Source organism: Dyadobacter sp. UC 10, from assembly GCF_008369915.1.
Lineage (GTDB): Bacteria > Bacteroidota > Bacteroidia > Cytophagales > Spirosomataceae > Dyadobacter.
In genome coordinates, this window is record NZ_VSRN01000001.1 from 5,372,364 (window position 1) to 5,398,388 (window position 26,025).

At 48.1% G+C, this 26,025-nt stretch carries 21 protein-coding genes; 17 read left to right on the top strand and 4 right to left on the bottom strand.

Annotated features, from left to right (window positions below):
* Positions 1–9 precede the first annotated feature (9 nt).
* The 5 genes from FXO21_RS22230 to FXO21_RS22250 are packed head-to-tail and all read left to right on the top strand — an operon-like array spanning position 10 to position 6,070.
* Complete coding sequence (locus tag FXO21_RS22230) at positions 10–1,488, top strand: SusD/RagB family nutrient-binding outer membrane lipoprotein (protein ID WP_149642138.1); 1,479 nt, start codon at positions 10–12, stop codon at positions 1,486–1,488.
* A 12-nt stretch (positions 1,489–1,500) separates the two neighbouring features.
* Complete coding sequence (locus tag FXO21_RS22235) at positions 1,501–2,586, top strand: alkaline phosphatase family protein (protein WP_149642139.1); 1,086 nt, start codon at positions 1,501–1,503, stop codon at positions 2,584–2,586.
* Positions 2,587–2,610: 24 nt separating this feature from the next.
* A complete protein-coding gene (locus FXO21_RS22240) occupies positions 2,611–3,768 on the top strand; it encodes a TIGR03364 family FAD-dependent oxidoreductase (RefSeq protein WP_149642140.1) in 1,158 nt (385 codons plus the stop codon).
* A 3-nt stretch (positions 3,769–3,771) separates the two neighbouring features.
* Positions 3,772–4,737: a metallophosphoesterase family protein gene (locus tag FXO21_RS22245; protein ID WP_149642141.1), complete on the top strand. Its 966-nt coding sequence runs from the start codon at positions 3,772–3,774 to the stop codon at positions 4,735–4,737.
* Between the two features lie 22 nt (positions 4,738–4,759).
* Entirely contained in the window at positions 4,760–6,070 is a 1,311-nt protein-coding gene (locus FXO21_RS22250) for a DUF5690 family protein (protein ID WP_192579298.1), read from the top strand.
* Between the two features lie 68 nt (positions 6,071–6,138).
* On the opposite strand, the gene FXO21_RS22255 is transcribed toward FXO21_RS22250, so the two are convergent.
* Positions 6,139–6,582: a ribonuclease inhibitor gene (locus FXO21_RS22255; RefSeq protein ID WP_149642142.1), complete on the bottom strand. Its 444-nt coding sequence runs from the start codon at positions 6,580–6,582 to the stop codon at positions 6,139–6,141.
* A 104-nt stretch (positions 6,583–6,686) separates the two neighbouring features.
* Positions 6,687–6,809, bottom strand: coding sequence for a hypothetical protein (locus FXO21_RS29110; RefSeq protein ID WP_255486701.1), 123 nt, complete (start codon positions 6,807–6,809; stop codon positions 6,687–6,689).
* Positions 6,810–6,951: 142 nt separating this feature from the next.
* Between FXO21_RS29110 and FXO21_RS22260 the strand changes: the two genes are divergently transcribed.
* The 3 genes from FXO21_RS22260 (at position 6,952) to FXO21_RS22270 (ending at position 9,280) form a co-directional block, all read left to right on the top strand.
* Positions 6,952–7,371 (top strand): hypothetical protein, encoded by a 420-nt coding sequence (locus FXO21_RS22260; RefSeq protein WP_149642143.1) that lies wholly within the window; start codon positions 6,952–6,954, stop codon positions 7,369–7,371.
* The gene (locus FXO21_RS22265; protein ID WP_149642144.1) at positions 7,343–8,731 is read left to right on the top strand and encodes a zinc metalloprotease; all 1,389 of its coding nucleotides are present in this window, start codon (positions 7,343–7,345) and stop codon (positions 8,729–8,731) included. Before FXO21_RS22260 ends, FXO21_RS22265 begins: the two co-directional genes overlap by 29 nt.
* Positions 8,732–8,833: 102 nt before the next feature.
* On the top strand, positions 8,834–9,280 hold the full coding sequence (locus FXO21_RS22270) for a DUF2141 domain-containing protein (protein WP_149642145.1): 447 nt from the start codon (positions 8,834–8,836) through the stop codon (positions 9,278–9,280).
* Between the two features lie 56 nt (positions 9,281–9,336).
* On the opposite strand, the gene FXO21_RS22275 is transcribed toward FXO21_RS22270, so the two are convergent.
* Positions 9,337–9,531: a hypothetical protein gene (locus FXO21_RS22275; protein ID WP_149642146.1), complete on the bottom strand. Its 195-nt coding sequence runs from the start codon at positions 9,529–9,531 to the stop codon at positions 9,337–9,339.
* A 210-nt stretch (positions 9,532–9,741) separates the two neighbouring features.
* On the opposite strand from FXO21_RS22275, the gene FXO21_RS22280 reads away from it, so the two are divergent.
* Positions 9,742–12,009 carry a glycosyl hydrolase family 95 catalytic domain-containing protein gene (locus FXO21_RS22280; RefSeq protein WP_149642147.1) on the top strand — a complete coding sequence of 756 codons (2,268 nt, stop codon included), beginning with the start codon at positions 9,742–9,744 and terminating at the stop codon, positions 12,007–12,009.
* Positions 12,010–12,108: 99 nt separating this feature from the next.
* On the opposite strand, the gene FXO21_RS22285 is transcribed toward FXO21_RS22280, so the two are convergent.
* Positions 12,109–12,699, bottom strand: coding sequence for an HD domain-containing protein (locus tag FXO21_RS22285; RefSeq protein WP_149642148.1), 591 nt, complete (start codon positions 12,697–12,699; stop codon positions 12,109–12,111).
* A gap of 200 nt (positions 12,700–12,899) precedes the next feature.
* On the opposite strand from FXO21_RS22285, the gene FXO21_RS22290 reads away from it, so the two are divergent.
* The 8 genes from FXO21_RS22290 to FXO21_RS22325 all read left to right on the top strand — a co-directional run bounded on the left by FXO21_RS22290 (position 12,900) and on the right by FXO21_RS22325 (position 25,998).
* Entirely contained in the window at positions 12,900–13,160 is a 261-nt protein-coding gene (locus FXO21_RS22290; protein WP_149642149.1) for a TFIIB-type zinc ribbon-containing protein, read from the top strand.
* A gap of 509 nt (positions 13,161–13,669) precedes the next feature.
* Positions 13,670–14,347, top strand: coding sequence for an RNA polymerase sigma-70 factor (locus tag FXO21_RS22295; RefSeq protein ID WP_149642150.1), 678 nt, complete (start codon positions 13,670–13,672; stop codon positions 14,345–14,347).
* A 39-nt stretch (positions 14,348–14,386) separates the two neighbouring features.
* On the top strand, positions 14,387–15,388 hold the full coding sequence (locus FXO21_RS22300; protein ID WP_149642151.1) for a FecR family protein: 1,002 nt from the start codon (positions 14,387–14,389) through the stop codon (positions 15,386–15,388).
* A gap of 22 nt (positions 15,389–15,410) precedes the next feature.
* Entirely contained in the window at positions 15,411–18,911 is a 3,501-nt protein-coding gene (locus FXO21_RS22305) for a SusC/RagA family TonB-linked outer membrane protein (RefSeq protein ID WP_149642152.1), read from the top strand.
* A 28-nt stretch (positions 18,912–18,939) separates the two neighbouring features.
* Entirely contained in the window at positions 18,940–20,442 is a 1,503-nt protein-coding gene (locus FXO21_RS22310) for a RagB/SusD family nutrient uptake outer membrane protein (RefSeq protein WP_149642153.1), read from the top strand.
* A gap of 148 nt (positions 20,443–20,590) precedes the next feature.
* Complete coding sequence (locus FXO21_RS22315) at positions 20,591–21,334, top strand: IclR family transcriptional regulator (RefSeq protein WP_149642154.1); 744 nt, start codon at positions 20,591–20,593, stop codon at positions 21,332–21,334.
* Positions 21,335–21,531: 197 nt separating this feature from the next.
* Entirely contained in the window at positions 21,532–24,522 is a 2,991-nt protein-coding gene (locus FXO21_RS22320) for a SusC/RagA family TonB-linked outer membrane protein (RefSeq protein ID WP_149642155.1), read from the top strand.
* A gap of 27 nt (positions 24,523–24,549) precedes the next feature.
* Positions 24,550–25,998: a RagB/SusD family nutrient uptake outer membrane protein gene (locus FXO21_RS22325; RefSeq protein ID WP_149642156.1), complete on the top strand. Its 1,449-nt coding sequence runs from the start codon at positions 24,550–24,552 to the stop codon at positions 25,996–25,998.
* The last annotated feature ends 27 nt before the right edge of the window (positions 25,999–26,025 follow it).

A 26,025-nucleotide genomic window follows, 5' to 3' on the forward strand; every position in this document is an offset into this window, starting at 1 on the left:
ATCAGTGCAATGAAAAAGCTAAAATATTTAATTCTTTCCCTCGCAGTTTGCCTGGCATCCTGTGAAGATATTACCGAGCTGCAAAAAGATCCGGGCGCAATCACAAACCCGTCGGCCGACCTGATTTTTTCCGGCATCCTGCTCAATTCCTACGACTCCCCATGGAGCCTTGATCAGCGTCATAACCAGTATATGACGCAGAACGAAGCCTATTATGAGGGGCAACCATATGGCTGGACAACAGGTTCTTACGATGTGACTTATACGAGTCTCCGCAATGTAAACCAGATGGAACAGGTGGCAGAAAAGACAGGTGAGCTGGGTGCGCAGTACAAAACGATGGCCAAGTTTTTCAAAGCGTATTTTTATGCCCGTGCCACGGAAATGTTCGGCGACGTACCATTGACCGAGGCGATGCAAGGAGTAAGCGACCAGAATTTCAGGCCGGAATATGACAGCCAGAAAGAGATTTATGTGCAGGTATTGCAGTGGCTGGAAGAGGCCAATGCCGAAATGCCCGCGCTGATCGCCAACCGCGCTACTTTACCGGGAGATTTTATCTATAACGGTGATCTTTCCAGGTGGCAGAAGCTGATCAACTCGTTCCGTTTGAGGACGTTGATGAGTCTGAGCAAAAGGGCTGGCGATACGCCCGATCTGAATATCAAGCAGCAGTTCGCAGCGATCCTGGCAGACCCCGCGAAGTACCCGTTGATCCTGACCAACGCAGACAACTTCCAGATCGTTTACAATACATTCAATACGTATCCACTGTGGCCAAGCAATGGGGTAGTGGTTAAAAATGATAAAAGGAACACGCTGGGCGCAACTTACGCGAACATAGCAAAAAATACCCGCGACCCTCGCCTGACGGTAGTAGCGCTTCCCGCGGAGGCACTGGCCAATAATGCGGACACATTTGCAAAATATGCCGGCGGAAAAACGGGCGATCTGCAATCTACATTGCTCGACCAGGCTGGAAAAGGACTTTTGTCCATGATCAACTTTGATTTCTGGGAAGCTTCCGCAGCCGGTGTACCTGCGATCCAGCTTGGCGCGCCGGAAGTTAACTTCCTGATCGCGGAAGGCATTAACCGTGGCTGGGCAACAGGAAATGCGGCCAACTATTATAAAACTGGTATCGAGGAATCAATGAAGTTTTACAACATTGCTGCCGCGGATGTGGCGACTTTTATCGCAAATAATCCCTATCCTGCCGCTCAGGGAGCTGCACTCAATAAGATCCTGGAACAGAAATACATGGCATTCTTTGAAAACTCGGGGAAACAGGCGTATTTCCAGTATCGCCGGACGGGCGTGCCGACATTCGATATCGGACAGTCCAATGCCAATAACAACCAGATCCCGGTGCGCTGGGCATACCCGACTTCGGAATACACGACCAATGAGGCCAATGTGAAAGCATCGATCCAGGCGCAGTACAGCGGGGCCGATACACAGAATGTTGAAATGTGGCTAACCAAGTAAATCATCAAAAACATGTCCATTAAAAATAAGCTCATGACTTTGTGTTTGCTGGCCTTTGCCTTCACTGGCAAGGCCCAGCAAACCAAAAATATCGTCCTGATTTCGATCGACGGTTATCGCTGGCAGGAAATCTTCCAGGGTGCGGATTCAGTTTTAATTTATAATAAAAAGTACCGCAAACAGGACTCTGCCGCCCTTTTTAAAAAATACTGGGCTGTGACCGCAAAGGAAAGAAGAGAGAAGCTGATGCCGTTTTTCTGGAAAACAATTAACAGCCAGGGTCAGCTTTACGGTAACAGGGAATTGGGAAATGAAGTGAATGTGCGTAACAAATACTGGTTTTCTTATCCCGGGCGCAGCGAAACGCTCTGCGGTTTTTACGACGAAAAGATCAACAGCAACAGTTATCCGAACAACCCCAATGAAAACGTGCTCGAATTTTTCGATAAGCAAAACGGCTTCAAAGGCAAGGTAGTAACATTCGCTTCCTGGGATGCGGTCAAAAACATTGTAAACCGCGACAGGAACGGAATGCTGGTAAATATTCCCGGCGAAATGGTGGAAGGAAAGCTGACTGAGGCGCAGGAACTGGCTAATGAAATCCAGGATAACTTCCCTCATTATTTCGGGCAAGGAATACGTTTCGATGTGCATACCTATGCGATGGCGAAGTCGTACGTAACGGCCAATCATCCCCGCGTACTGCACATCGATTTCGCCGACCCGGACGATTTCGGCCACGCAGGCGAATACGATTCCTATCTCGATTCAGGGCATTACCTCGACGCGATGATCGGCGGGCTGTGGGAAACGATGCAGAAAGATCCCTTCTACAAAGGAAAAACGACATTCCTGATCTACCCTGACCACGGAAGGGGCGTTGACAAGCATTGGACAGGGCACGGTACTTCGGCACCGCGCTCCAATGAAACCTGGCTGGCGGCGATCGGTCCGGATACACCTGCTGGCGGTGAAATGAAAAGTAAAATGCAGATTTTTCAGGATCAGATTGCCCAGACTGCGGCTAATATGATGGGGTTTGAATTCAAGGCAAATCATCCCGTGGGCGAGCCTGTCAAGACGGCGATCAAGAAATAATATTTAGGGTTTTATTTGAAAACTATGTCTGATAAATATGACCTGATCGTGGTAGGCGCGGGTGCGATGGGAACATTCCACGCCTACCATGCTTTGGCTGCGGGTAAAAAAGTGCTGATGCTTGAAAAAGACCAGCGGCCGATCCAGGCTACCGTGCGCAATTTCGGGATGGTGATCGCCTCCGGAATGTCGGGCAAATGGTTCGATTATGGCGTGTACGGTACCGGGCTTTACAAATCCATCCAGGAACGTTTCGATGTTTCGGTACGTAACAATGGGTCTGTCTACATTGCATCCGATGACGATGAGCAGCAGCTGATACACGAACTGAAAGCGCATTACGATACGATCGGTTATGGTTGCGAGCTGCTTTCACAGCACGCGATTCTGGCCAAATATCCGACATTAAAAGCTACCTACTGCCGCGAGGCGCTGTATTTTCCGCAGGAAGTAAGTGTAGAGCCCAATCTGTTCATTCACAGGATCCACGCATTTATGCAGCAATCTTTTGAAAACCTCAGCATTCGCCGGTCGACGGCTGTAACCGGCTGCGATGTTTCGAACGGGGAAGCGCAGGTGACCGTGGCAGGCGGGGAGAAGTTTGCGGCAGAGCAGGTCGTAGTCGCCTCCGGGCATGAATTCAAATTGTTGTTTCCAGAGGTATTCAAACTGCAAAACCTGTCTGTCAGCAAACTGCAAATGCTGCGGACCAAGCCACTGCCCGCATTGTCGCTGTCGGGAAATATCGGAACAGGTTTAAGCATCCGCCGTTATGAAGCCTTCCGCGAATGTCCGGGATATGCGGGCATAAAAACGCCGGAGCATTTGCAGGAGCTGGAAAGTTATGGCATTCATATTTTGCTCAAACAGGCCGTCGACGGCACGGTGATCATCGGCGATTCACACGAATATGCGAGAATAGGGGAAGAAGAAAATCTGGGTTATGCATTGAACCAGCATATCAATGCGCTGATGCTGAATGAAGCCGGTCGCATTGCGGATTTCGATATGACAGGTCTTTCCGAAACTTGGGCGGGACACTATGGTCTGCACGATAGTGAGGAGATTTTTGAAAATACGGTCGACGGCCGGATCCACATTGCCGTCGGCATCGGCGGAAAGGGAATGACCTGCTCGGCGGGTTATGCACAGGAAAATATTAAAAGGATTTTTGGAGAATAGCTTATGCAGGACAGGAGGGGTTTTATCAAAAGCATCGGGCTCGCGGCGGGCACAACATGGCTGGCATCCGGCACATTTTCGATTCCGGCAAGCACCGCGGCAAATCGCAAGCTGCTACGCTTCGGCTTGATTACAGATTTGCACCACTTACAATTTAACAAAGATGAAGTGGCCAGGATGAAAGGTTTTATGGATGTGGTCTTGAAAGAGAGTCCCGACTTTATCATCCAGAACGGAGATTTTTGCAGGCATACCAAATCCGACGCGCTGATGACCGAGTGGAACCGTTTCGAAGGTCCCAAATACCACGTGCTCGGAAACCATGACATGGATTTTTGCGATAAAGCCACGATCATGCAGTTTTGGGGAATGCAGAAACCCTATTATTCCTTTGATCATGGCGGCTTCCATTTTGTGGTTATGGACCGGAATTTCCTGAAAAAAGAGGACGGCACACTGGTTGATTACAATACCTCCAACTGGGGCCCGCTGCCCTCGCCGCAACGCAGCTTTACAGACCAGCCCCAGCTCGACTGGCTCAAAACTGACCTCGCCGATTCGAAATACCCTGTTATCGTATTCATGCATCAGCCGGTATTCCTGAGTGACTTTTACGAGGAGCTGGGAAATGCAAACGATATCCTGAAAATATTCGACGAGGCCAACCTGAACGCAGCCCGAAAGAAAACCGGCAATAAAGTAGCGGCAGTATTCATGGGCCACGACCACGACGACCGCCACGGCGAGCGCAATGGGGTGCATTATTTCATTATCAACAGCGCCTCCTATGTGTATACCGACAGCGGCGCGCATTATTACAACGATCCCCTTTATGCATTCATCACCCTTGACCCGGCCGGCAAACTGACCATCGAAGGCCGGAGTACCACTTACCGGGACGAGAAAACGCCGGATACCGTGCGCGCCCGTTTTTCGACGAAAATCAGCGATCACAGCCTCGGTTTTTGATTTTTACAAAAAATAGAACTTCATGAAATTACTGCTCCGGAGCTGGCTCGGCCGCTCTCCAATACTCTTTGTTGCCTGGTGTATCGTGGCCGCCTTCGGTGCATATTTCTGCATGTATGCCTTCCGAAAGCCTTTCACCGCCGGGACTTACGCCGATATTTCACTTTGGGGCGTGCATTACAAAACCATCCTGATCGTGTCGCAGGTGTTGGGTTATATGTGTTCCAAATGGATGGGTATCAAGGTAATATCGGAGCTGAAACCTTCATCGCGGCAGGTACTGATCATTGGGCTGATCGTTTTTGCAGAGATTGCCCTGGTGCTGTTTGGGATTGTGCCGGCACCTTATAATTTTCTGTTGCTTTTTCTGAACGGCCTGCCGCTGGGAATGGTATGGGGTGTCATTTTTAGTTATCTGGAAGGCAGGAAGTTCACGGAAGCTTTGGGTATGGGGCTTAGTATCAGCCTGATCGTATCTTCCGGGTTTCTGAAAACGATTTATTTCCAGGTTGGCAGTCTCTTGCCCGATCTGAGCGAATTCTGGCTGCCAGCGATCATAGGGATACTTTTCTTGCCGGCATTCCTGCTTTTTTCGTGGATGCTCAACATGATCCCCGAACCTGATCTGACCGATAAAAACCTGCGCTCCGAGCGACTTCCGATGACTTCGGCGGATAAAAAGCTGGTTTTAAAAAACTATCGCTGGGGCATTATGGCGTTCGTCCTGATCTACATGCTGCTATCGACCATGCGCGATTTCCGGGATAACTTTTCTGTCGAGATCTGGGACGAGATACAGCCGGGCTGGAATGCAAACGTATTTTCAAAAACGGAAACCATTATCGGTTTCGTCGTGCTCGTTTCGGTGGCCTGTATCTCTATTTTCCGCAGCAACGCCAAAGGTTTTGCGGCGGTGCAGGGACTGATCGCGCTGGGATTAATGATTTGCGGGGCGAGTACTTTTGCATTCAGCAGGCAACTTATCGGTCCGTTTACCTGGATGCTCACGCTGGGCGCGGGGATGTTCCTGGCTTACACGCCCATTCAGGTGGCCTTGTATGAACGCATGATCGCATTGTTTAAAATCAAAGGAAATGCAGGGTTTTTCGTCTATATATCCGATGCATTCGGGTACCTGGGCAGTGTGGTCCTGTTATTTTATAAGGAGTTTTTTTTCAAAGATTTACAATGGTCCCAGGTATTGATACATTTTTCCTATCTGCTCGCAGCGCTGGGGTTATGTGCGCTCTGTTTCGCCTGGTTTTACTTTTCGGAGAAATCGAAAAACTATTCAGTCGCGATTGGAGATGGGAAGCGTGAGGTTGTGGTTTGACGGTCAACCGCGGCTTCTTCTCCCGTCACTGATCTCTAAAACCGCCAAAAGAAACGGCTGGGCAGATTTTAATCAGGGCTGCGAGCAGGCATTTCATGTGCGGAGGCGTTCGAAGTTTTGAGAGATATATTCGGGTGCGCGGCTATAATCGAAATAATGATGTCAAAATAAGTTTCCCCTGTCCCGCTTTCAAGGTCTGAAAGCTTTTCTGTAAACACGTTCTTATTAAATGGAGAGCCGGGTTTGAGCTTTTCCAGGTAATAAGCTTTGGTTGTTTCGTAGCCCAATACACTCCTGCTTTTTTCGATACTATACCATAGTACCGATGCATATTCAGTGTTTTTTAAGACACCGTACCCACCGTAAAAAAGATCGTTTAATGCATCGAGGCTGTTCCCGATCGTCCAGTTTTCACCAGCCATGAATACCCGGTTGATCTCGTCATAAAAAGAACCGATATCATGAATTGCATTTCCGTCAATAATGATTTCTTCGGGTACCTGGCTTCTCATATATTATCATAGACTGATGCGCTGGATGTAAATAAAAGAAATCCTGGCTTACCAAATGCATTTCTTGTGAATTAATATCAACGATTAAGTTTCAGATCGATTAGCTATAAAGCCGTTAACTCAATAAAACGGGTGCAAGTTTTTAAATAATATATTAATACATAACTTTCATCTATCGCTGCTGAAAGCCCCGCTTCTTTTTTTTCTTTTATCAGGCTTTCATTCATCACCCACCAATTTAATTTATAGTCAAAGTTCAACGAATTTAGCGTTGTCCGTTGACGGTTTAATTATCATCTAAGCAAAAATACTTAGGTGAATTTGTGCGGTTAATATTTTATTGATTTTATTCAAAAAATAGTCTGAAACATGGAAGAAATACATAGTAAAATATTGATTACCAATATAATGGAGTTAAATAAGCTCCTGGGTAATCCCCGGTTATATCCCCAGAAAAAAGTGATTGAAGTGCAAATTCCACAATTGCAGCATCAAGAAAATGAGGATCTGACACGAAGGATAAACCATTATCAAAATAGTTGCGGATGCAAGGAAGGCCTGCTATTCGGCTTGATATGTTTGCTTTTATTTTTAATACTATCATTTGCTAATGGAAAACCATTAAGCCTTTCCCTTACCGGATTATCAGTCGGTTCTTTTATTGCAGGAGCAGTAATTGGAAAGTTTGGAACGATGCTTTTTTTAAGAATAGGAATCAGAATTTATTTAGATCATTTGTTCACTAAAACTCATAAGTACGATGAAATTGGAATGTACTCAAATCGGTGAATGGGTAGAAGAAGAAGTGAGTAAACCCGTGACCGAATGGGTTGAAAAAACAGAAGAAGTATGTAAAGATTGGCCATGGCCGCTTAACTGGCTTTGCAAGCTGGTGACCACATTGGTTGAAGTGATCGTGTGGGTGGTAGAAAAGGTTTGGAAATGGGTAACCCGGACGGTTTGTAAGCTGGTCGGTGCAATCATCCACCTGTTAGTAGAAGTGCTGACGGGTTTATGGGATGTAATCGTCGGAATTGTGACGCTGGACTGGCGACGTATTCTCGACGGACTGATCAAGATCGGTATAGCTATCGTCAAAACAATCTTTGAGCTGATCAGTGTCATTTTGCTCGGGGATACCATCGCATTTATCATTTCTGAAATTGAGCGGTACCGACTTAAAGAATATGTAAGGTCGCTGCTCGAAAAAAAATACAAGGGGGACGAACTGGAAAAAATCATAGACAACCTCCGGATCGATCACGGCGCATTCGGTTACCGGATTTCCATGTCTTCCGTGAGGACTTTCCTGGATTCCGAAACGATTGTAAATGAGCAGCCGGCCCCGAACCTGGTGACATTGCACCAGGCGGGCGAAATTAACCTGTACGAACTATGCGGCTTCGAATTCAACGAAGGATTCTGGAACCGCAAGCGTTACAAAACACTTAAAAAGGGCCTGATCGTGACGGGCGGAGGAGGAGGTGAAGTGACCAATCCGATATCCAGGGATGAACTTGACGCCTATATTTCCAGCAACGGTGCCGGCGAACCAAAATTTATCGTTTTGCCGATGACCGACGCAGCTTTGCAAAGCAAATTAAAGGGGGCAGAAGAAAAAGGCAGGGAGCTGGGCCTGATGATTAATTGGAGGAAAAGTGAGGTTGAAGTGACTCAGAAAGAGCATATTGTCCATAATGGATTTGATACGGGGCTTGCAAGCTCGTCTTTGGTGAGCTTTTTGTCCACCGTGATTGGCAGGACCGGTGATATCAGTGAGATATGCCAGCCGGTAGCGGTCGGCGTGTTCAGATATACCGACAAATTGAGGGGAATAGCCGCGTGTCTCCGGGGCAGCAGTTGCCAGGCTACGCACCGGGCTTCGGGCGTCACTTATATCGACAGCTCTCCGGATACTATCTGGAAGTTTGTGACTATTCACGAACTGGGGCATTACTTTGGATTGTGCCACGTGGATGGTGTGGACAGAATTATGTATTCTCCGCGGCAAAACAGCTGGTTTACGTGGCGGACGATACCCAATCTGCTCTATTTCCAGAATGATCCTAAATTTACTTTATCAGAGGCGAAACAGACCTGGGATTACATTGTAGAGCATTTTCCAGCCACCTGCCTGGCGGGAGAGTGATGCAGGCGTGGCCAGCGGGTTTTCAGGCATCATAATTTTACTTCAACTGATGCATGCAGGTGAGCTGATCACGTTCGTTCCTGATTAATACCAGTAAGTAATATGTTCGTTAAAAATGCATTGACTATGGGGCTCGTATTGGTAACTGGCCTGCTCTATTCAAATTTCACAGTTGAAACCCATCCTTCAAATGTTAGTGTGACGGGTATCAAATCAAAAAACGGGCAGATTTTGCTTGCAGTTTTCCGCGACGAAAAGAGCTTCCGGGAAGAAAAGCCGAGTGCCAAACACCGGTTTCCCAAAACGGCACTCAGCCACGGCGCCTTAAATATTTCGGTAGACCTTCCGCAGGGTGTATACGGTCTCGCGCTGGTTGATGATGAAAATGGCAATGGCAAGCTGGACAAAAATCTGATCGGGATCCCAAAAGAGGGGGTTGCGTTTTCCAACTTTTATCTGTCCGGAATGAGCAAGCCAAAGTTCAGTGACTTCAAGGTTGAGCAACAATCACCCTCAGGCCACATAGAATGCAGGATGCGGTATTTCTGAGTCGGTGCGTTATTTTTGGCAGCCGCAAAATGGTTTTCGATACATTTCAATATAAGTTACCAGAGCTCAACCTCCGTGATGGCAAGTGATTTACCGTCACCTGCGTTTTTTGTTGATTCTATCCTGACAAACCGCCTGGAAACAGGTTTTGTGAAATCGGCTTTTCTGGTTTCAGGATCACCAAACTCAAACTTTACTACCTCTTCCCGGCGTTTGCCCTCGCTGCTCACTTTCACGATGCCTCCTTCCATCCGGGATGAGTCAGGGCAGCCTATACTTTTCGACTCACTGGCGCTGGATTCGATTGTTTAATCGCTTCGTGCAAACATAGTATCGGAAATAGTCAATCTGAAATCAGTACACTGGATTAATGCATCATAAGTTTGAATAATTTTTGTAAAAACTTTCAATCGGAGAAAAGTCGGTTGGTGACGGACAGGTGTTTTTCTTGCTCAAAAATTATGAAAACAGGCTCTATTATTTTGGCGATCACATGGATGATTGCTGTAAGTGCAAACCTCACCGCGCAGCCTGCGCCCAGGCACAATCTGGCATTCGACCAGCTGGCGACGCGCTGGGACGAGGCTATGCCGCTGGGGAATGGTATGATCGGTGCGCTGGTGTGGGGAAAAGGGGATCGCCTGCGGCTGTCGCTCGACCGCGCCGACCTGTGGGATGAAAGAAAAGCGCTGGACCTGACCAAGTTCGACTTCAAGTGGGTAGAGCAGCAGGTGTTGAAAAATGACTACCTGCCGGTTCAGAAACTGGGTGATCATCCGTACGATAAGGTGCCTTATCCCACCAAATTGCCGGCAGCAGCTATGGAATTCAATGTTGCATCGTTCGGAAAAGTGATTTCGAACACACTCGATATCAATACCGCGTTAAATACCGTGAAATTTGAAAATGGGGTAGTTTTCAACTGCTATATCCATGCGGAAAACGACATAGGCTATTTTAGTTTTGAAAATTTGCCCGCATCGTTGCAGCTGGCGCCGGAACTGATTATTCATAACTATAACAGCGGAAAAAATGCCGCAGAAAATGACAACAGCCACGCAGGCCAGGGTTTGGAGAAGCTCGGATACGCGAAAGGGACATCCACACAAAAAGACAATAGCATTCACTATCGCCAGCCAACCTATGACGGGCATTACTATGAAGTTTCGGTACAATGGCAAAAACTGGCGTCGAACCAGATAATCGGGAGCTGGACGATTGCCAGTGATAAACCGGCGGTGTTACCTGCTATTTCCAGTACAGCCAAAGAGCCGACCGGCTGGGATACGCACCTCACTTGGTGGAAAAAATTCTGGGCGCAATCGGCTGTCAGCCTGCCGGACCCGTTGCTCGAAAAACAGTATTACCTTGAATTGTATAAACTTGGCTGCACAGCCCGGGCCGGGGCGCCCGCGATTACCCTGCAAGCCGTGTGGACAGCAGATAATGGCAGCCTGCCGCCCTGGAAAGGCGATTTTCACAATGATCTCAATACCCAGCTGAGCTACTGGCCCGCGTATACAGGCAACCACCTGGCCGAAGGCGCCACTTTTACAGACTGGCTATGGAAAATCAGGGAAAAGAATAAGAAGTATACAAAGCAATACTTTGGTGTGGACGGACTGAATGTACCCGGCGTGGTGACACTGAACGGCGATCCGATGGGCGGCTGGATCCAGTACTCACTGTCGCCGACGGTAAGCGCGTGGTGTGCGCAGCATTTTTACTGGCAATGGAAATACGCCATGGACGACCGGTTTTTGCAGGAACGCGCGTATCCCTACATTCATGAAGCCGCCACCTACCTTGAAAATATCACGAGGCTTGAAGGCGGCGTACGGAAACTACCGTTAAGTTCTAGTCCCGAGTATAATAACAACAGGATCGACGCGTGGTTTAAAGACTGGAGCAATTTCGATTTGTCGCTTGCACGTTACCTGTTTACAATAGCCGGCGAAGTCGCGATAGCCTCGGATAAAAAGCAGGAAGCGGCGCATTGGAAAGAAATTCTGGCGCAGCTGCCTGGTTATGAAGTGAATGAGACCGGCTTCACAGTTGCACCCGGGCAAAATTTGAACGAATCGCACAGGCATATGTCGCAGTATATGGCGATTTACCCGCTGGCCTTGCTGGATGTGACCAAGCCGGCAGATAAGGTTATTATCGAAAACTCATTGAAACGCATTGAAGAAAAAGGTACCCGCGCCTGGTGCGGGTATTCTTTCAGCTGGATGGCGTCGCTTTATGCACGCGCTCACAAAGCCGACAGCGCGGTCAGGCACCTGCAAATCTTCGCTTCCAATTTTTGCTCACCCAACAGTTTTCATTTAAACGGTGACCAGAAAGGCGGGCAATATTCGGCCTCGACCTACCGGCCATTCACGCTGGAAGGTAATTTCGCGTTCGCTCAGGGTGTTCACGAATTACTGTTGCAGAGCAGGAGCGGATATCTGCAGGTATTTCCGGCGGTTCCGGGGGGATGGAAAGACGTTGCTTTTACTGATTTGAGAGGAGAAGGCGCGTTCCTGATCAGCGCAGCAAAAAAGGGCGGCGTAGCAAAGCACGTGCAGGTTACTGCCGAAAAAGGCGGGTTACTGAAAATCAAACTGCCGTTTGAGCACTGGAAGATCAAAGGTTTCGCGGGCGTAGAGGCCAAAGAAGACCAGAACGGATTGGTAAGTGTGACTATGAAAAAAGGGCAAACCATCATTTTCGAGAACTCGATTTAGCAGCTGGCCCGGATAAACCAGGCAGCAAAGAATGGAGGCTATCGAGGACAATTCCTGCATTCGATTTTTTCACTGCTGCAGGAGTCGTCTCCGGGACTTTTACTTCTTTAAAATACCCTTTTCAACACTGTCATTGATCAGCTGCTCTGCGTATTTCCAGATCAGATCGGAGCCCTGCTGGATAACCTGTTTTTTGCTGTGCACCTTTTCATAGTTCACGCCGAACTCATTCCACGTGCCGCCATTGTTTGAAGTATTCTGAAGCAACGGTTCCAGTCGGTCCATAGCCCGGGCGAATTTGGCTTCATTTGTTTGCCCCTCTTCAAATTCTTCCCAAATAGCAATCAATTCACTTGCCTGATCGTCCGGCAATATCCCGAAGATCCGGTTGGCAGCTTTTCTTTCTTCTTCCGTATTGCTGTGGCTTTTGTTTACGTCATAGATGAAGGTGTCGCCGGCGTCTATTTCGACGATATCGTGGATCAGCAGCATTTTAATTACTTTGAGCAGGTCAATCTGAAAGTTGGCGTGCCCGGATAAAATAACGGCCATCAAAGCAAGGTGCCAGCTATGCTCCGCGTCATTTTCGTTCCGGTCACTGTTTAACAGTTTCGTTTTACGAATAATGTATTTAAGCTTGTCCACTTCCTTGATGAACTCAATTTGCTTTAAAAGGTTAGTCAATTCCATTTGTCTATGTTTTGGATTGCTGCAAATTAGTGGAAAAATAGCGATGCCTCCGGAACCTGCTGCCCTTTGTTTTCATGGTATCCTCACTAAACCCTTACCGGTTTGCGTTACTTCAGTATTGCCATCAGTAAAAATGTGCGCCGTTTTCGGATCTGGTTTGATCTGAGACCGGGCTTTTCTTCAAATCAAATCACAATAATATGAAGTGTCCATCTTGCAACGAAACGCTCTTGATGAGCGATAAAAAAGGAATTGAAATTGACTATTGCCCCAACTGTCGTGGCATTTGGCTCGACCGGGGCGAACTGGAAAAGATAATCGAGCGCTCGGCTGACCATTACTCAAAAAAGGAAAACTACGACTCCGATTACAAAAAGTACGGTTATGGCGAGTACCGATCCGATCACGGGCATAAGTACCCGCATAAAAAGAAGTCCTTTTTGAGCGAACTATTTGACTAGTGATTTTCAGTAAACCCGGGGGCAGGCTACTGCCGTCAGTTTTCAGAACCTGATACGCGTCAACCTTTGGTTCTCTCTTTGAAGCGATGGTAGCGGTTTCCCGGTTTTTTTAGTACTCTGTCGCAGTGAGTAAATACGAAATGTGGCAGAGTACTGACTTCTCAGAAAGGATTTTCTTCCTTTCACTCAATCAATATCCTCACCTGAGAGTCAGCGTTTTTGCAAATAGCGAATAGCAAAACTACTGACATCGTATAAGGCAGTAACTCTTTTTCAACCCTTGAATTTCTTTACGCAAGTGGCAAATCTCGAATGCTGCGACTTTGCGGTATGACTGTGTGACCCACAGATTCGCATCAAACAGGCTCTGCCCGCCGTACCCGCCTTTCCTTATATACGTCGTTTTTGATTTTGAATAAAAATTAGGTTTGTTTTTTCTTAAGTAAGAGTAGGGGAAGTTTAATGCAAAAAAGTCTTGTAATTGTAATGTACCAACTTTAATCCTATCAATGCAGGATAGCCTCAACAAAGAAGAGCAAAAGCAGCAGAATTGGCCGTTAAATCCAGCAGCTCAAAGCGAACCGGAGGCCAGAGAATTGGATGCCAACCTGTTTTTGAGAATGACGTTTAAGGAAGAGCCCTGCAAAGGACTGGAATTGCTGTTTCGCAAATTCTACAAGCCTTTGTGCAGCCATGCAGCCCGGTTTGTTTATTCAAAACAAATCGCGGAGGACCTGGTAAGTGAAGTCTTTTTTCAGTTTTACCGCACCAAAGCCTATGAGAATATAACTTCCTCATACACCAGCTATCTTTTCAGGAGTGTCCGTAACGAATGCTATACCTACATGCAGCGGGAGTTTGGAAGGATGAACACCATAGAGTCATCCACCGAAGAAAGCCATTGGGACACGCGGCCGCAACCCGATGCTGAGATGCATTACAATAATCTTTTTTTAAAAGTAAATGATGTGATCGGAAGGCTCCCCACACAATGCCAGCGTGTGTTTCTGATGAGCCGGTTTGAAAGTAAAAAGTACAATGAAATCGCCAGTGAGCTTCACATATCTCCCAAGACAGTGGAAGTCCATATTTCAAGGGCACTTAGATATCTGCGTACCGCTCTCCACGATGAATGGATGATTTCGAGCCTGATCTGCATATTAAGTGCCTCACTTATTGAATACTGAACGGAGCTGCGGACCAGCTGCTCGTGAGACCCTATTGAAATGAGAACATCTATATCTAAATACACGCTTTTTGAATATTTGTCGGGCCGGTCGAACCCGCTGGAGAAGCAGCTCGTCATGGAGTGGATTTCCAATCCGGAAAATACCGAAACCTTTTACGAATGGCTGTTACAGTACGAAATGCAAAGCCCTCAGTTCCATCCTGATCAGGAAAAAGCAATTGTTTCACTTCTGCAAAAGATCAATGAGAACGTTAGCCAGGATGAGGATTATATCGAGACAGGTGGGAGCGTATATGTGCACAAAACCAAATATCCTGTCAAGCGGATATTGTCGATAGCCGCTTGCGTTTTGCTGACTGTTGGCGCAGGATGGTGGTTTCGTGACCCTGTTATGTATAAAACGTACCAGACAGGTTACGGGCAAACGACAGACATTTTCCTCGAAGACGGAAGCAAAGTGGCCCTCAATGCCAATTCTTCCCTGAAAGTACCCCGCTTTGGTTTCAGCAGCGATGCGAGAGAGGTTTTCCTGGCGGGCGAGGGTGAATTTAGTGTGAGCCATACAGTTGACAACAAACGGTTTATCGTTAAAACTTCGGAGAAGTTTCAGGTGGAAGTACTCGGAACGCAATTCTCCGTATTTGCCCGGCCAAGGGGTACCAAAGTGGCGCTTATCAGCGGGAGCGTGCGGGTAGATTATGACTCTAAAAGAAGAGAGGTCATGATGGAACCGGGAGATCTTGTCGTCCTGGACAAGCAGGGCGAAGTTCAGGTGGAAAAAAACCAGGATACCAAAACTTTCTCGTCCTGGAAAGAGCAACGCTATGTTTTTGATGGCACATCCCTAAATGATATCGCTGCGATGGTTGAAGAGAATTTCGGGATCCCGGTTGCCATAGCGGACCAGGAGACGCGGTTACGGACTATTACCGGAAATTTTAAAACCAAAAATGCTGATGAGCTCTTAAAAACGATATCGGAAGCGCTCGATCTGAAAATGAGCGTTTCCGGAGATTCAATTCTTCTAAGTCCCAATTAATCAATCCTTAACCTTTTTATTTATGCAACTAAAGTTATCCGCAAAACAGTGGCTGGCAATAGGACTGACGATGATGATTCAGGCCTCACCCGCGGCAAATGCGCAATCTCTTGCCTTTCATTCCTTGCCTGCGAAACTACCGGGAGCGGAAAGGCAGGAAATGAAACTGAGGAATGTCCTTTTGAATATGCAAAAGCACTATGGTGTGGAAATCGTATTTGAAGAAAGGTTGGTTGGTGCGATGAGTATATCTGCCCATACCGTCAACTTCACGGAGTCTATTGAAAAGAATCTGGATAATGTATTGCGGCGAAGCGGGTTGAAATACAAAAAAACCAGAAAAAATACTTTTGTAATTACCGAAGCTGATAAGGATAAAAAAGCCGAGTCGGCAAAACCGGAAGAGTCGGCCCTGATGCAAATTCCGGAGCGGGAACTGGAAACTGCGCCTGTTTCCCTGGTTGCCGCGATTGCTGAAAAGCAGATAACCGGTAAAGTTTCCGACGAAAACGGGGCCGCATTGCCGGGAGTCAGCGTTTTGCTGAAAGGTACGCAGCGAGGTACCTCCACCGGGGCCGAGGGTGATTTCAAACTGGACATTCCGGACGATCAGGCCGGGGCTACGCTGGTGTTCAGCTTTGTAGGTTACAAAGCGCAGGAAGTGGTAGTTGGCAATCAAACCAATCTGACCGTAAGCATGGTACCCGATGATAACGCGCTGGATGAAGTCGTGGTCGTGGGTTATGGAACAGTCAGGAAATCGGATTTGACGGGAGCAGTAGGGGTTGTAAAAGCGGAAGCTTTGCAGGAACGCCCCGCTTCTTCATTGAGCCAGGGCTTATCGGGCCGCCTCTCGGGTGTAAATGTGTCGTCCAACTCCGGAAGGCCGGGCGGAAGGACTACGATCCGGATACGCGGTATCAGCTCTTTGAGCGTTGCCAATGATCCACTTTACGTAATAGACGGGGTGATCATCAGTTCGCCTGTTCAGGATGTGGGATCGGGCAGAGTGGGACTTGTGAACGGGAGCAGCCCGATAGATTACCTCAATCCAAATGATATTGCATCTATTGAAGTTCTCAAGGACGCTTCCTCCACGGCGATTTACGGGGCCCGCGGTGCCAACGGGGTAATTATCGTCACAACAAAGCGCGGAACTTCGGGTGGCGGAAGAGTAACCTATGACTCCGATTTCAGTTTGGGTGTCCTGCCGAAAAAATTGCCTCTGCTGAATGCAAAGGAATTTCTGGAAGTAGAAGACCGTGCTTTTTTGAATGCCAGGAAATACGATCCGGATGCTTTCGATGCTGCCGGGAACAGCACAAAGTATACAGACCCGAAACTGAAAAGGACGAACCCGTTATTGTTTGACACACAGGGAAATCCGTTGTATGATACCGACTGGCAGGATGAAACATTTAAGCCGGCTTTTACACAAAACCACCAGCTCGGATTTACGGGTGGTACCGAGAAGGGAACCTTCGGAGCGTTTTTGAACTATCGTAACGAGGACGGTCTGGCGGCCGGTTCGTGGCAGAAAAGATTTGCAGGTCGTTTCGTATTTGATACCCAGATCAAAAGCTGGCTGAAAGTGGGTGGTACGCTGGGTTATACCGACCAGAACGAAAAGCAGGTGGATATCCTGGGCGGCGGAGGGATTACGATGATGCGCCAGGTACTGGAAGGACTACCGATCATCCCCGTGAAGTATCCGGACGGCAGCTGGGCCAGCAACCGGGACTATCCGGGAATGGAAGGCGGCGACAGCCCGTTGCGCGTAGGTACTGATGTGTTGAACTTACTGAAAACCCAGACCGTGCTGGGTAATATGTACGTTGCCATCAATCTGGCGGAAGGTCTGGAGCTGAGATCTACGATCGGAACCAATATCATCAACCAGCGAACTGACTACTTTGCCCCCAGAGGAATGAAGTACATTTCTGATAACGGCGATGCCTATGTCGACAATAACAGGTTTAACTCCTGGCAGTTTGAAAACTACCTGACTTATAACAAAGAATTCGGCAAAATCCATAATATCAATGCCATGGCCGGGTTGTCGTGGCAGCATATGGACCAGTTCCGAAACAGGGCAAGTACCCAGGGCTTTACGGACTCCTTTTTTCAGTATAATAACCTGGGGGTAGGAGCAAGTCCGCAGGCACCTTCCTCGTATTCACTGGCTTATGGTTTGAACTCCTATTTCGCCCGTTTGAACTACACTTTGCTTAATAAATACCTGTTCACTTTCACTGGCAGGGCTGATGGTTCGTCTAAATTCGGGGGAAATAATCAGTTTGCCTTTTTCCCTTCCGCAGCTGTGGCATGGCGGGTCATGGAAGAGGAATTCATGAAAGGTGTTCCTTCCATCTCTAACCTGAAACTCAGGGCCAGCTATGGCGTAACGGGTAACTCTGAAATACCGGCTTACAGAGCATTGGCGGGGCTTGGTAATTACACCGTAATCTTTGGCGGGGTACGGAATAGCGGGATAGGCACAGGACGTATCGCCAACCCGGATTTACGTTGGGAAAAAACACAACAGATCGATGTAGGTCTTGAATTGGGTTTGTTTTCCAACCGGTTGAATTTTGAACTGGATTTGTACCGCAGAAAAGTTGAAGATATGCTACTGAATGCGCCACTACCTTACAGCAGTGGGTACGCCAATATTTATTCGAATGTCGGAAGTATGCAAAATACGGGGGTAGAATTCGCATTGAATACCACGAACGTCAGAACGGAAGCATTTTCATGGAACACTACTTTCAATATTTCCGTGAACAAAAACAAGGTTTTAACCCTTGCCAATAAAAATGCCCCCATTATTCAGGGCAACACCATTATACAGGTGGGTGAGCCCGTGGGATCTTTTTTTGGAAGGATTACCCAAGGAACCTGGGGTAGCGACGAGGCCGATGAAGCCAAAAGATACGGCCTGGAATCCGGGGATATCAAGCACCAGGATCTGAATAACGATGGTACCATCAACGACCTCGACAGAACTATTATCGGTCGTGGTGTCCCCAAAGGGTTTGGTACATTCCTGAATACCTTCCAGTACAAGGCATTGTCGCTGACCGTTGACCTGCAATTCATGTATGGCAATGATGTTCTCAACAGGAGCATTCACTCCGCCGAAGACCGGCAGGGGCAGGCTAACAGCTACAAAACGGTACTGAATGCCTGGACAGAAACCAATCAAAATACTGAAATCGCACAACTTCGTCCGCTGATTGCCGGCTATACGACCGTTAATGACAGCCACAAAATTACAGACGCTTCCTTTATCCGTGGACGCAACCTGCTGCTGGCCTACACGTTTTCCCCTGAGTTAACTTCCAGGCTGAAATTAGACCGATTGAGAGTATACGGATCGGTTCAGAACTTCTTTCTGGCCACCAAATACAAAGGCTATGACCCCGAGGTTTCCAACTCCGGCGATATTCTGGAGCAGGGTGTTGCGTTGTACGACTATCCCAGACCAAGGGTATTTATGTTAGGGGTTAATGTTGGGTTTTAATTAAAGGCGGACTTTTAAAGAAGAAACAATGAGACAGATAACAAGAAAATATAAATTGCTGATCGCCCTTTTCGGCACATTGTGTATAACGGGTTGCTCCGATTTTTTGAACGAGAATGATCCCAGTAACTTCACGGAGGACACCTATTTCAACAAACCGGAACATGCCAGAAGCTCTGTGAATGCCGCTTATGACGCTCTAAGGAGTATAACTGCCAGTGGCTTTGGCGGTGGCCCCTGGGTGATGACAGAATTTGCTACCGGACAGGCCGGCACCGATCTGGGCCAGGCGACCAGCAGCTATTTTGTAAAGGACCTCACCAACACGGCGGAGAATGCCTATGGTACAGCTTACTGGCAAAATTATTACCGGGGTATCGGCAACGCCAACCTTTCCATAGCCAAGATCCCGCAAATTAAAATGGATGCCGCTGAGGCAACAAGACTGCTTGGAGAGGCACACTTCCTTCGTGCCTGGTACTACTTTACGCTGGTGCAGCTCTTTAAAGATATACCGTTGATTACGGAACCTGTATCCCTGGAGTCGGAGCAATTAAGGCCATCTCAGGCTCCTGCGGAAGACGTTTATAACCTGATCGTGGAAGATCTGAAAACTGCGGAGGCAGCCGGGTTGCCATGGACTGACGCATCGGGGAAAGCGAGCCTCGGGGCTGTGAAATCTTTGCTTGCGAAAGTATATCTGACCATGGCAGGTTATCCATTACAAAAAGGAGCCGCCTATTATGAGCTGGCAGCGAAAAAAGCAGAAGAGGTGATTGATTCCAAGCAGTTTAAGCTATTTTCCAGTTATGCTGATTTGCACGATCCGACAAAAAAGAACGTCGAGGAGAATATTTTCATGGCGCAGTTCAGGACGCAAATCTTACCGGGGAACTGGCAGGAATTGATCATTCCCTACAACAAGGCTATTTCAGCCTACTCGGCTGAAACTGGCGGGATCTATGCAACCAACGATTTTATAAGATCGTACGATCCGGCGGATCTGCGTGCGAAGGAAGGACAGTTTTTCATTACCAAGTTCACACATGAAGCTGACCGCAAATTGACAGTGGATCTGGGCGGGTACTTCGTTTACAAACTTTTTGACGTGGCGGCTCATACCTCCACAGCTAATAGTGATTTGAACTGGACGCTTATCCGTTATGCGGATATACTGCTGACTTATGCCGAAGCCTCCAATGAAGTAAGCGGGCCGACTGCCAAAGCCTACGAGGCAGTGAATGCCATCAGGACCAGGGCGCAATTACCAAATCTGACCGGGCTGGCAAAAGACAAGTTCCGCGAAGCCGTTTGGAGGGAGCGCTGGTATGAGCTGTGTTTCGAGAATATTACCTGGTTCGATATGGTCCGCCTTCGTAAAGCATTTGACCTGAAAACCAAACAATTCAATAATTACGTAGGGCACAAGTTTACCTACGGGCCGGTATTGACCGAGAGAGAACTCGTATTTCCCGTTCCTGCTTATGAATTGAATAACAATTCCAATCTGGTACGTACACCAGGGTATTGAAGCCCGCGTAGAGCCAATATCCAAAGTTTGTTGAGACAGCACGGGAGCATTTTGGTTTCCGTGCTGTTTTATTTTAGCGTCAATCTGTCCGGGCATGCATTTCATTGAGATCGAATTAAATTTTATATTGCAAAATAAAACGTGATTAATGATACAAGTACTTCATCGCGCATTGGACATCATGGAACTGGTTGCGGCAGATCCCGAAAGACCCAAATCTCTGGGAGAAATTGCCGACGCCCTCGGCTTGAACCACGGCACGTGCGCAAACATCATGAAGACGTTGGTGTCCAGAAAATATCTTGAACAACTGGGCGCCAAGAAAGGGTATGTGCTGGGCAGTAAATCCTTCGCCTTATCCGGAAACGATGCATATCGGAAAGACCTGATCGAAGCAGCTGCGCCTGAAATGGAAATGCTGACAGCTGCAATCCGGGAAAATAGTATCCTGGCAGTTATTCACGGGGAAAACCGCATCGTGATCCATCGTGCCAATGCAGAACAGGAACTGCAGGTGAGAACCATGGATGAAAAGCATGTCTACGATTCTGCGTCAGGCAGGTTGTTGCTCGGCATGATGACAGATGCTGAGATAGACCGTTTCATTCACAAATATGGCCTTCCACCAGCCGGAATGTGGGCGGAAGCAAGCACCCATGAAGGTATGAAAAGGGCTGTTGACCTAATCCGCAGAGAGCAGTGCTCCTTCCAGATGCTCCCGGGCAGGCAGGTTGTCGGGCTGGGTGTGGCAATCAGAAACAATGGAAGAGTGATCGCAAGCCTCAGTATCTACCTGCCCGAATACCGTTATATGGCCATCGATAAAGTAAAATTGGTTACTGACCTCAAAGCTACGTCCGACCGCATATCTTCAAAATTAGGCGGAAAATAATATACACATTTTCCGGATTGCCAGGAAGGTCACACGGCCTTCCTTTTTTTGTGCCGGCAAGGATCGCTTTGGACATTATCAGAAAAAAATGTAAAAAAGTTAATAGAATATTTGCTTTCAATATCTGAATGTAGCAATATTGACATAAAATAAAATTTAATTTTATAATATAAAATTTGTATCAAATCCGCTACCCAATGAAAACAACGATTTACATGTGGTTTTTAGTGATTTGCCTGCTCTTGCCAGGGTTTCGCGTGGCAGCGCAGGGCCAGTCGGTTACAGGAAAAGTCACAGGGGCGACGAACGAAGCGCTCCCCGGGGTGAGCATTCTGATCAAAGGAACGACGCAGGGTACTACGACCGACGAAACCGGAGCTTACCGCCTGCAGGTTTCCACTGCGGACGCGGTCCTTGTGTTTTCTTTCGTCGGCTACGTTTCAAAAGAAGTAAGCGTAGCTAATCAGTCCACAATTTCGGTGACATTGCAGCAGGATGACCAGCAACTGTCGGAAGTGGTAGTGGTCGGTTACGGAACTGTCCGGAAAAGCGATCTGACCGGCTCGCTGTCGCAGGTAAAGACCAAGGAAATAAATGCATTTCCGGCAACCAATGTGCTGCAGGCGATGTCTGGCCGTGCGCCTGGCGTGCAGGTCACCCAGAATACGGGTGCGCCGGGTGCGGCCGTAAGCGTTCGCATCCGTGGGACAAATTCGGTACAGGGTAGCAATGAACCATTGTATGTGGTAGACGGCTTTCCCACGTCGGGCAGCAATCCGACGATCATCAATAACAGCGACATCGAGAGCATTGAGATACTCAAGGATGCGTCGGCGACCGCTATTTATGGATCCAGAGGGGCGAACGGGGTGGTGTTGATTACCACCAAGCAGGGCAAATCGGGTAAGATGCAGGTGGACTACGAGGGCAGTTTCAGTCAACAGTCCCTGCGAAAAAAGCTCGACCTGATGAATGCGACTGAATACGCCAATTTTTACAACGAACAGGCAGCCAACGACAAAGTAGCTCCCTACTTTACGCAGGATCAGATTGCCGGTTTCGGCAATGGGTACGACTGGCAGGACCTGATATTCAGAAAGGCACCTATGAAAGCGCATAACCTTACCGTAGGCGGAGGGAATGAGAAAACGAGATTTTCTATCGGCGGTAGCATACTCGATCAGGATGGTATTGTCATTGGCAGCGATTACAAGCGGTATTCCCTCCGTGCTTCCGTGAATTCGGATATCAGCAAAATGTTTGCGCTGAGTTATGGCGCGACGCTGACCAAGATCAAGACCGAACGCCGGAACAACGCGGGAGGCAACCGGGGAGGGTCGATGATATCGGCCGCCATTTCGGCACCGCCGACCTTGACCCCCTATAATGAGGATGGCAGCTACAGGGTACTCGCTACCGCATATCCGTTTATCTCCAATGTGCTCATCAATCCGCTTAACTATATCAACGAGCAAACCGACGCCGTCGACGCGAACCGCGTCCTGGCTAATGCCGCGCTGACATTCAAACCGTTCGAAGGTTTGGCGATCAAGATCTCAGGCGGCATAGAAAATAGTGACGATGTGAATGAAGCCTATACCACAACGAGGTTCATCAACTCGCAGGGATCGGCCAGCGTCTCAAATACAAGAAATACCAGCCTGCTCAGTGAGAACACCATCAGTTATATCAAGACGATCAGGGAAAAACACAGCATTTCGGCCGTGGCAGGTTTTACCTATCAGAATTTTACGAACAAATCACTGCAGGGTTCCGGCGTCGGATTCCTTAGCGACATCACGGAAACTGCGAACCTGGAAGCGGCCAACACACCGGGAATACCGGGTTCGGGCTATTCATTGAGTTCCCTGTTGTCCTACCTCGGGCGGGTGAATTACAGTTTCAACAGCAAGTATCTGGCAACCGTCAGTTTCCGGGCCGATGGGTCTTCAAAATATAGTGAAGGCAACAAATGGGGCTTTTTCCCGTCGGCCGCACTGGCATGGAGGCTGTCAGAGGAAAATTTTATCAAAGACATCGCTGCGATTACCGACCTTAAATTGCGTTCGAGCTGGGGCCGGACCGGCAGCCAGGCGATCAACGCATATGCTACTATGAACAACCTGGAAGGCGGGAAAACGGTTTTTGATGACGCGCTCTACAATACCTTTGCTCCCGGGACCCGCTTACCCGGAAACCTGAAATGGGAAACGACCGAACAATTAGATTTCGGTCTGGACGCAGCGTTTTTGAGCAATCGCTATCATTTTTCAATAGATTATTATATCAAAAACACGCGCGACCTGCTCAATACCGTCCAGTTGCCACTGGGTTACGGTTTTACAAGTACGATCCGAAATGTGGGACAGATACGTAACAAGGGTCTTGAGATAGCACTGGATGGCCGCATTATAGATAAATCCTTCAAATGGGACCTGGCCGGAAATATTTCATTTAACCGCAACAAAGTCGTCAAGCTCTACAATGGAGCCGATATTTTGGGAGGAAGCGTCGGGGTAACGCTGATCAGCGACGCTGCGAACCTGCTGCGTGAGGGCGAGCCCATGAGCGTTTTTTACGGGTATTTAAAGAACGGGTATAACGAGCTTGGGAAGGAAATTTACAAAGATCTGAATGCAGACGGAGTTATCAATCAGTTGGACAAGACCATAATAGGCAATCCTAATCCGGATTTTATTTACGGTATTAATTCCACCATGTCCTTCAAAGGGCTTGAACTGACGATCTTCCTGCAGGGCACACAGGGAAATGATCTGGTGAATGTAAGTTCGATCAATAATACCCTCGATTACGGATTTGGGCTGAACATGCCGCGGGAAGTGTATACCAATCACTGGACCCCTTCCAATCCAAATGCCAAATACCCGGTCCTTTCCCGTGCCAACTCGTACAGTTATTCAGACAGGCTCGTGGAAGATGGTTCGTATATGCGTCTGCGTAACATCCAGCTGGCGTATAATTTTCCGCTCGGACAATGGGGCGTGAAATGGATGCGGTCGGCCCAGCTCTATGTAAGCGGTCAAAACCTGCTCACTTTTACAAAGTATTCATGGTGGGACCCTGAAACCAATTCCCAGGGCGGTGCCAATTCACTGGGGCAGGGCATCGACCATTACAGCTATCCAACTTCAAAAGCGGTTACGGCTGGTATCAGGGTAGGGTTTTAATTTCCTCATTCGTTAGTCAAAACAATCATGAAAAAGCTATTCTTATTGATACCATTATTCGTCATGATGTCCTGTGAAGATATCCTGACAGAATCGCCGAAGGCACTCGCGGTAGAGACTTTTTACAATACTGCCGGTGAAGTGGAGGCGGCCGTGAACGCGATATATGCCCAGCTGAGAGCAACCAATAACATCAGCGGGCAGTTGGGTGCGCAGCTGGAAGCCTACACCGATTACAGCTACGGCAGGGGAAGCTATCAGGCTATGAGCGATTTCCAGGGGCTTAACAGCACGAACATTCCGCGCACGGATGCAGGCTGGTCGTTGTTTTACCTGGGGATCCGCAATGCCAACCTCGTAATCGCCAATGCACCCAAAGGAAAAAGTATCAGTGAAGCGGATGTAGCCAGGTTTACCGCGGAAGCCCGGTTTTTGCGGGCGTTCAACTATTTCTGGCTGGTGAGGAACTGGGGCCCGGTGCCGATCAGGACCGAGCAGACACTGGACGAACCTAATATTGCCAGAAGTAGTATTGAGGACGTTTACAACCTGATTACTTCCGATTTGAAAGAAGCTGAATCGAACCTGCCTGATACGCAGTCACAGGTCGGACGGGCCACCAAATGGGCTGCCAAAGCTGCATTGGCGGAGGTATACTTCACCCGGAATCAACACAAAGAAGCGCGCGATAAAGCCGATGAGATCATTCAATCCAAAAAATTCTCGCTGGTACCTGTTACCGTGGCTGCCGATTTCGATAAAATTTTTGGCCCCACCGTCGTGACGACTCCGGAGGAAATTTTTTATCTGAAAATGACGCGTCAAAACAATCAGGGGCAGTATCTGGCCATGTTCGCGCATCATCCGGGCTCAAAATTGCATGGAGCCGGAGGTTTCTACGCACATTATAGTGATTCGGAAAGCAACCCGGTCCAAAAAACATGGGACGCCGCTGATCTGCGGAAAAGCTTCAACTGGTACAAGTGGGATATTGGTCTGGGGCCAAACAGTATTCTTTGTAAAAAATTCTCCGACCCGCTCGCGCCAACCCAAACTGCCGCAGGCAACGATTTCCCTGTTTACCGTTATGCCGATATCCTGCTTATGTTTGCAGAGGCAGAAAACCGTGTAAACAATGGCCCAACGGCGGCAGCTTTGGAAGCGCTCAACCAGGTACACCGGCGCGCTTACGGAAAGCCGGTCAATGCTGCATCTTCTGTTGATTTTGCCTTGTTGGGAAATACGGCAGATACCTTCAATGAACTCGTGCTCCGTGAGCGCGGATATGAGACGCAATATGAAGGAAAGCGTTGGCTGGACCTTAAACGATTAGGGCCTGCACGCCTGAAACAAATCATCAAGGCCGCTACCGGTAAAGACGTAGCCGATAAACATTTGTTGTGGCCGGTACCAGTAGGTGAGCTCAATTTTAATACAGCACTTGATCCGGGCAAGGATCAGAACCCGGGATATTGATTATGCGTAACAGTGGATTAGCACGGT

Bases quoted from the DNA above. Each gene is read 5' to 3' on its own strand.
- FXO21_RS22310 (WP_149642153.1), top strand. From the start codon at position 18,940: ATGAGACAGATAACAAGAAAATATAAATTGCTGATCGCCCTTTTCGGC.
- FXO21_RS22285 (WP_149642148.1), bottom strand. From the start codon at position 12,699: ATGGAATTGACTAACCTTTTAAAGCAAATTGAGTTCATCAAGGAAGTG.
- FXO21_RS22230 (WP_149642138.1), top strand. From the start codon at position 10: ATGAAAAAGCTAAAATATTTAATTCTTTCCCTCGCAGTTTGCCTGGCA.
- FXO21_RS22305 (WP_149642152.1), top strand. From the start codon at position 15,411: ATGCAACTAAAGTTATCCGCAAAACAGTGGCTGGCAATAGGACTGACG.
- FXO21_RS22265 (WP_149642144.1), top strand. From the start codon at position 7,343: ATGAAATTGGAATGTACTCAAATCGGTGAATGGGTAGAAGAAGAAGTG.
- FXO21_RS22290 (WP_149642149.1), top strand. From the start codon at position 12,900: ATGAAGTGTCCATCTTGCAACGAAACGCTCTTGATGAGCGATAAAAAA.
- FXO21_RS22320 (WP_149642155.1), top strand. From the start codon at position 21,532: ATGAAAACAACGATTTACATGTGGTTTTTAGTGATTTGCCTGCTCTTG.
- FXO21_RS22295 (WP_149642150.1), top strand. From the start codon at position 13,670: ATGCAGGATAGCCTCAACAAAGAAGAGCAAAAGCAGCAGAATTGGCCG.
- FXO21_RS22280 (WP_149642147.1), top strand. From the start codon at position 9,742: ATGAAAACAGGCTCTATTATTTTGGCGATCACATGGATGATTGCTGTA.
- FXO21_RS22325 (WP_149642156.1), top strand. From the start codon at position 24,550: ATGAAAAAGCTATTCTTATTGATACCATTATTCGTCATGATGTCCTGT.
- FXO21_RS29110 (WP_255486701.1), bottom strand. From the start codon at position 6,809: ATGAATGAAAGCCTGATAAAAGAAAAAAAAGAAGCGGGGCTTTCAGCA.
- FXO21_RS22260 (WP_149642143.1), top strand. From the start codon at position 6,952: ATGGAAGAAATACATAGTAAAATATTGATTACCAATATAATGGAGTTA.
- FXO21_RS22235 (WP_149642139.1), top strand. From the start codon at position 1,501: ATGTCCATTAAAAATAAGCTCATGACTTTGTGTTTGCTGGCCTTTGCC.
- FXO21_RS22250 (WP_192579298.1), top strand. From the start codon at position 4,760: ATGAAATTACTGCTCCGGAGCTGGCTCGGCCGCTCTCCAATACTCTTT.
- FXO21_RS22275 (WP_149642146.1), bottom strand. From the start codon at position 9,531: ATGGAAGGAGGCATCGTGAAAGTGAGCAGCGAGGGCAAACGCCGGGAA.
- FXO21_RS22245 (WP_149642141.1), top strand. From the start codon at position 3,772: ATGCAGGACAGGAGGGGTTTTATCAAAAGCATCGGGCTCGCGGCGGGC.
- FXO21_RS22240 (WP_149642140.1), top strand. From the start codon at position 2,611: ATGTCTGATAAATATGACCTGATCGTGGTAGGCGCGGGTGCGATGGGA.
- FXO21_RS22255 (WP_149642142.1), bottom strand. From the start codon at position 6,582: ATGAGAAGCCAGGTACCCGAAGAAATCATTATTGACGGAAATGCAATT.
- FXO21_RS22300 (WP_149642151.1), top strand. From the start codon at position 14,387: ATGAGAACATCTATATCTAAATACACGCTTTTTGAATATTTGTCGGGC.
- FXO21_RS22270 (WP_149642145.1), top strand. From the start codon at position 8,834: ATGTTCGTTAAAAATGCATTGACTATGGGGCTCGTATTGGTAACTGGC.
- FXO21_RS22315 (WP_149642154.1), top strand. From the start codon at position 20,591: ATGATACAAGTACTTCATCGCGCATTGGACATCATGGAACTGGTTGCG.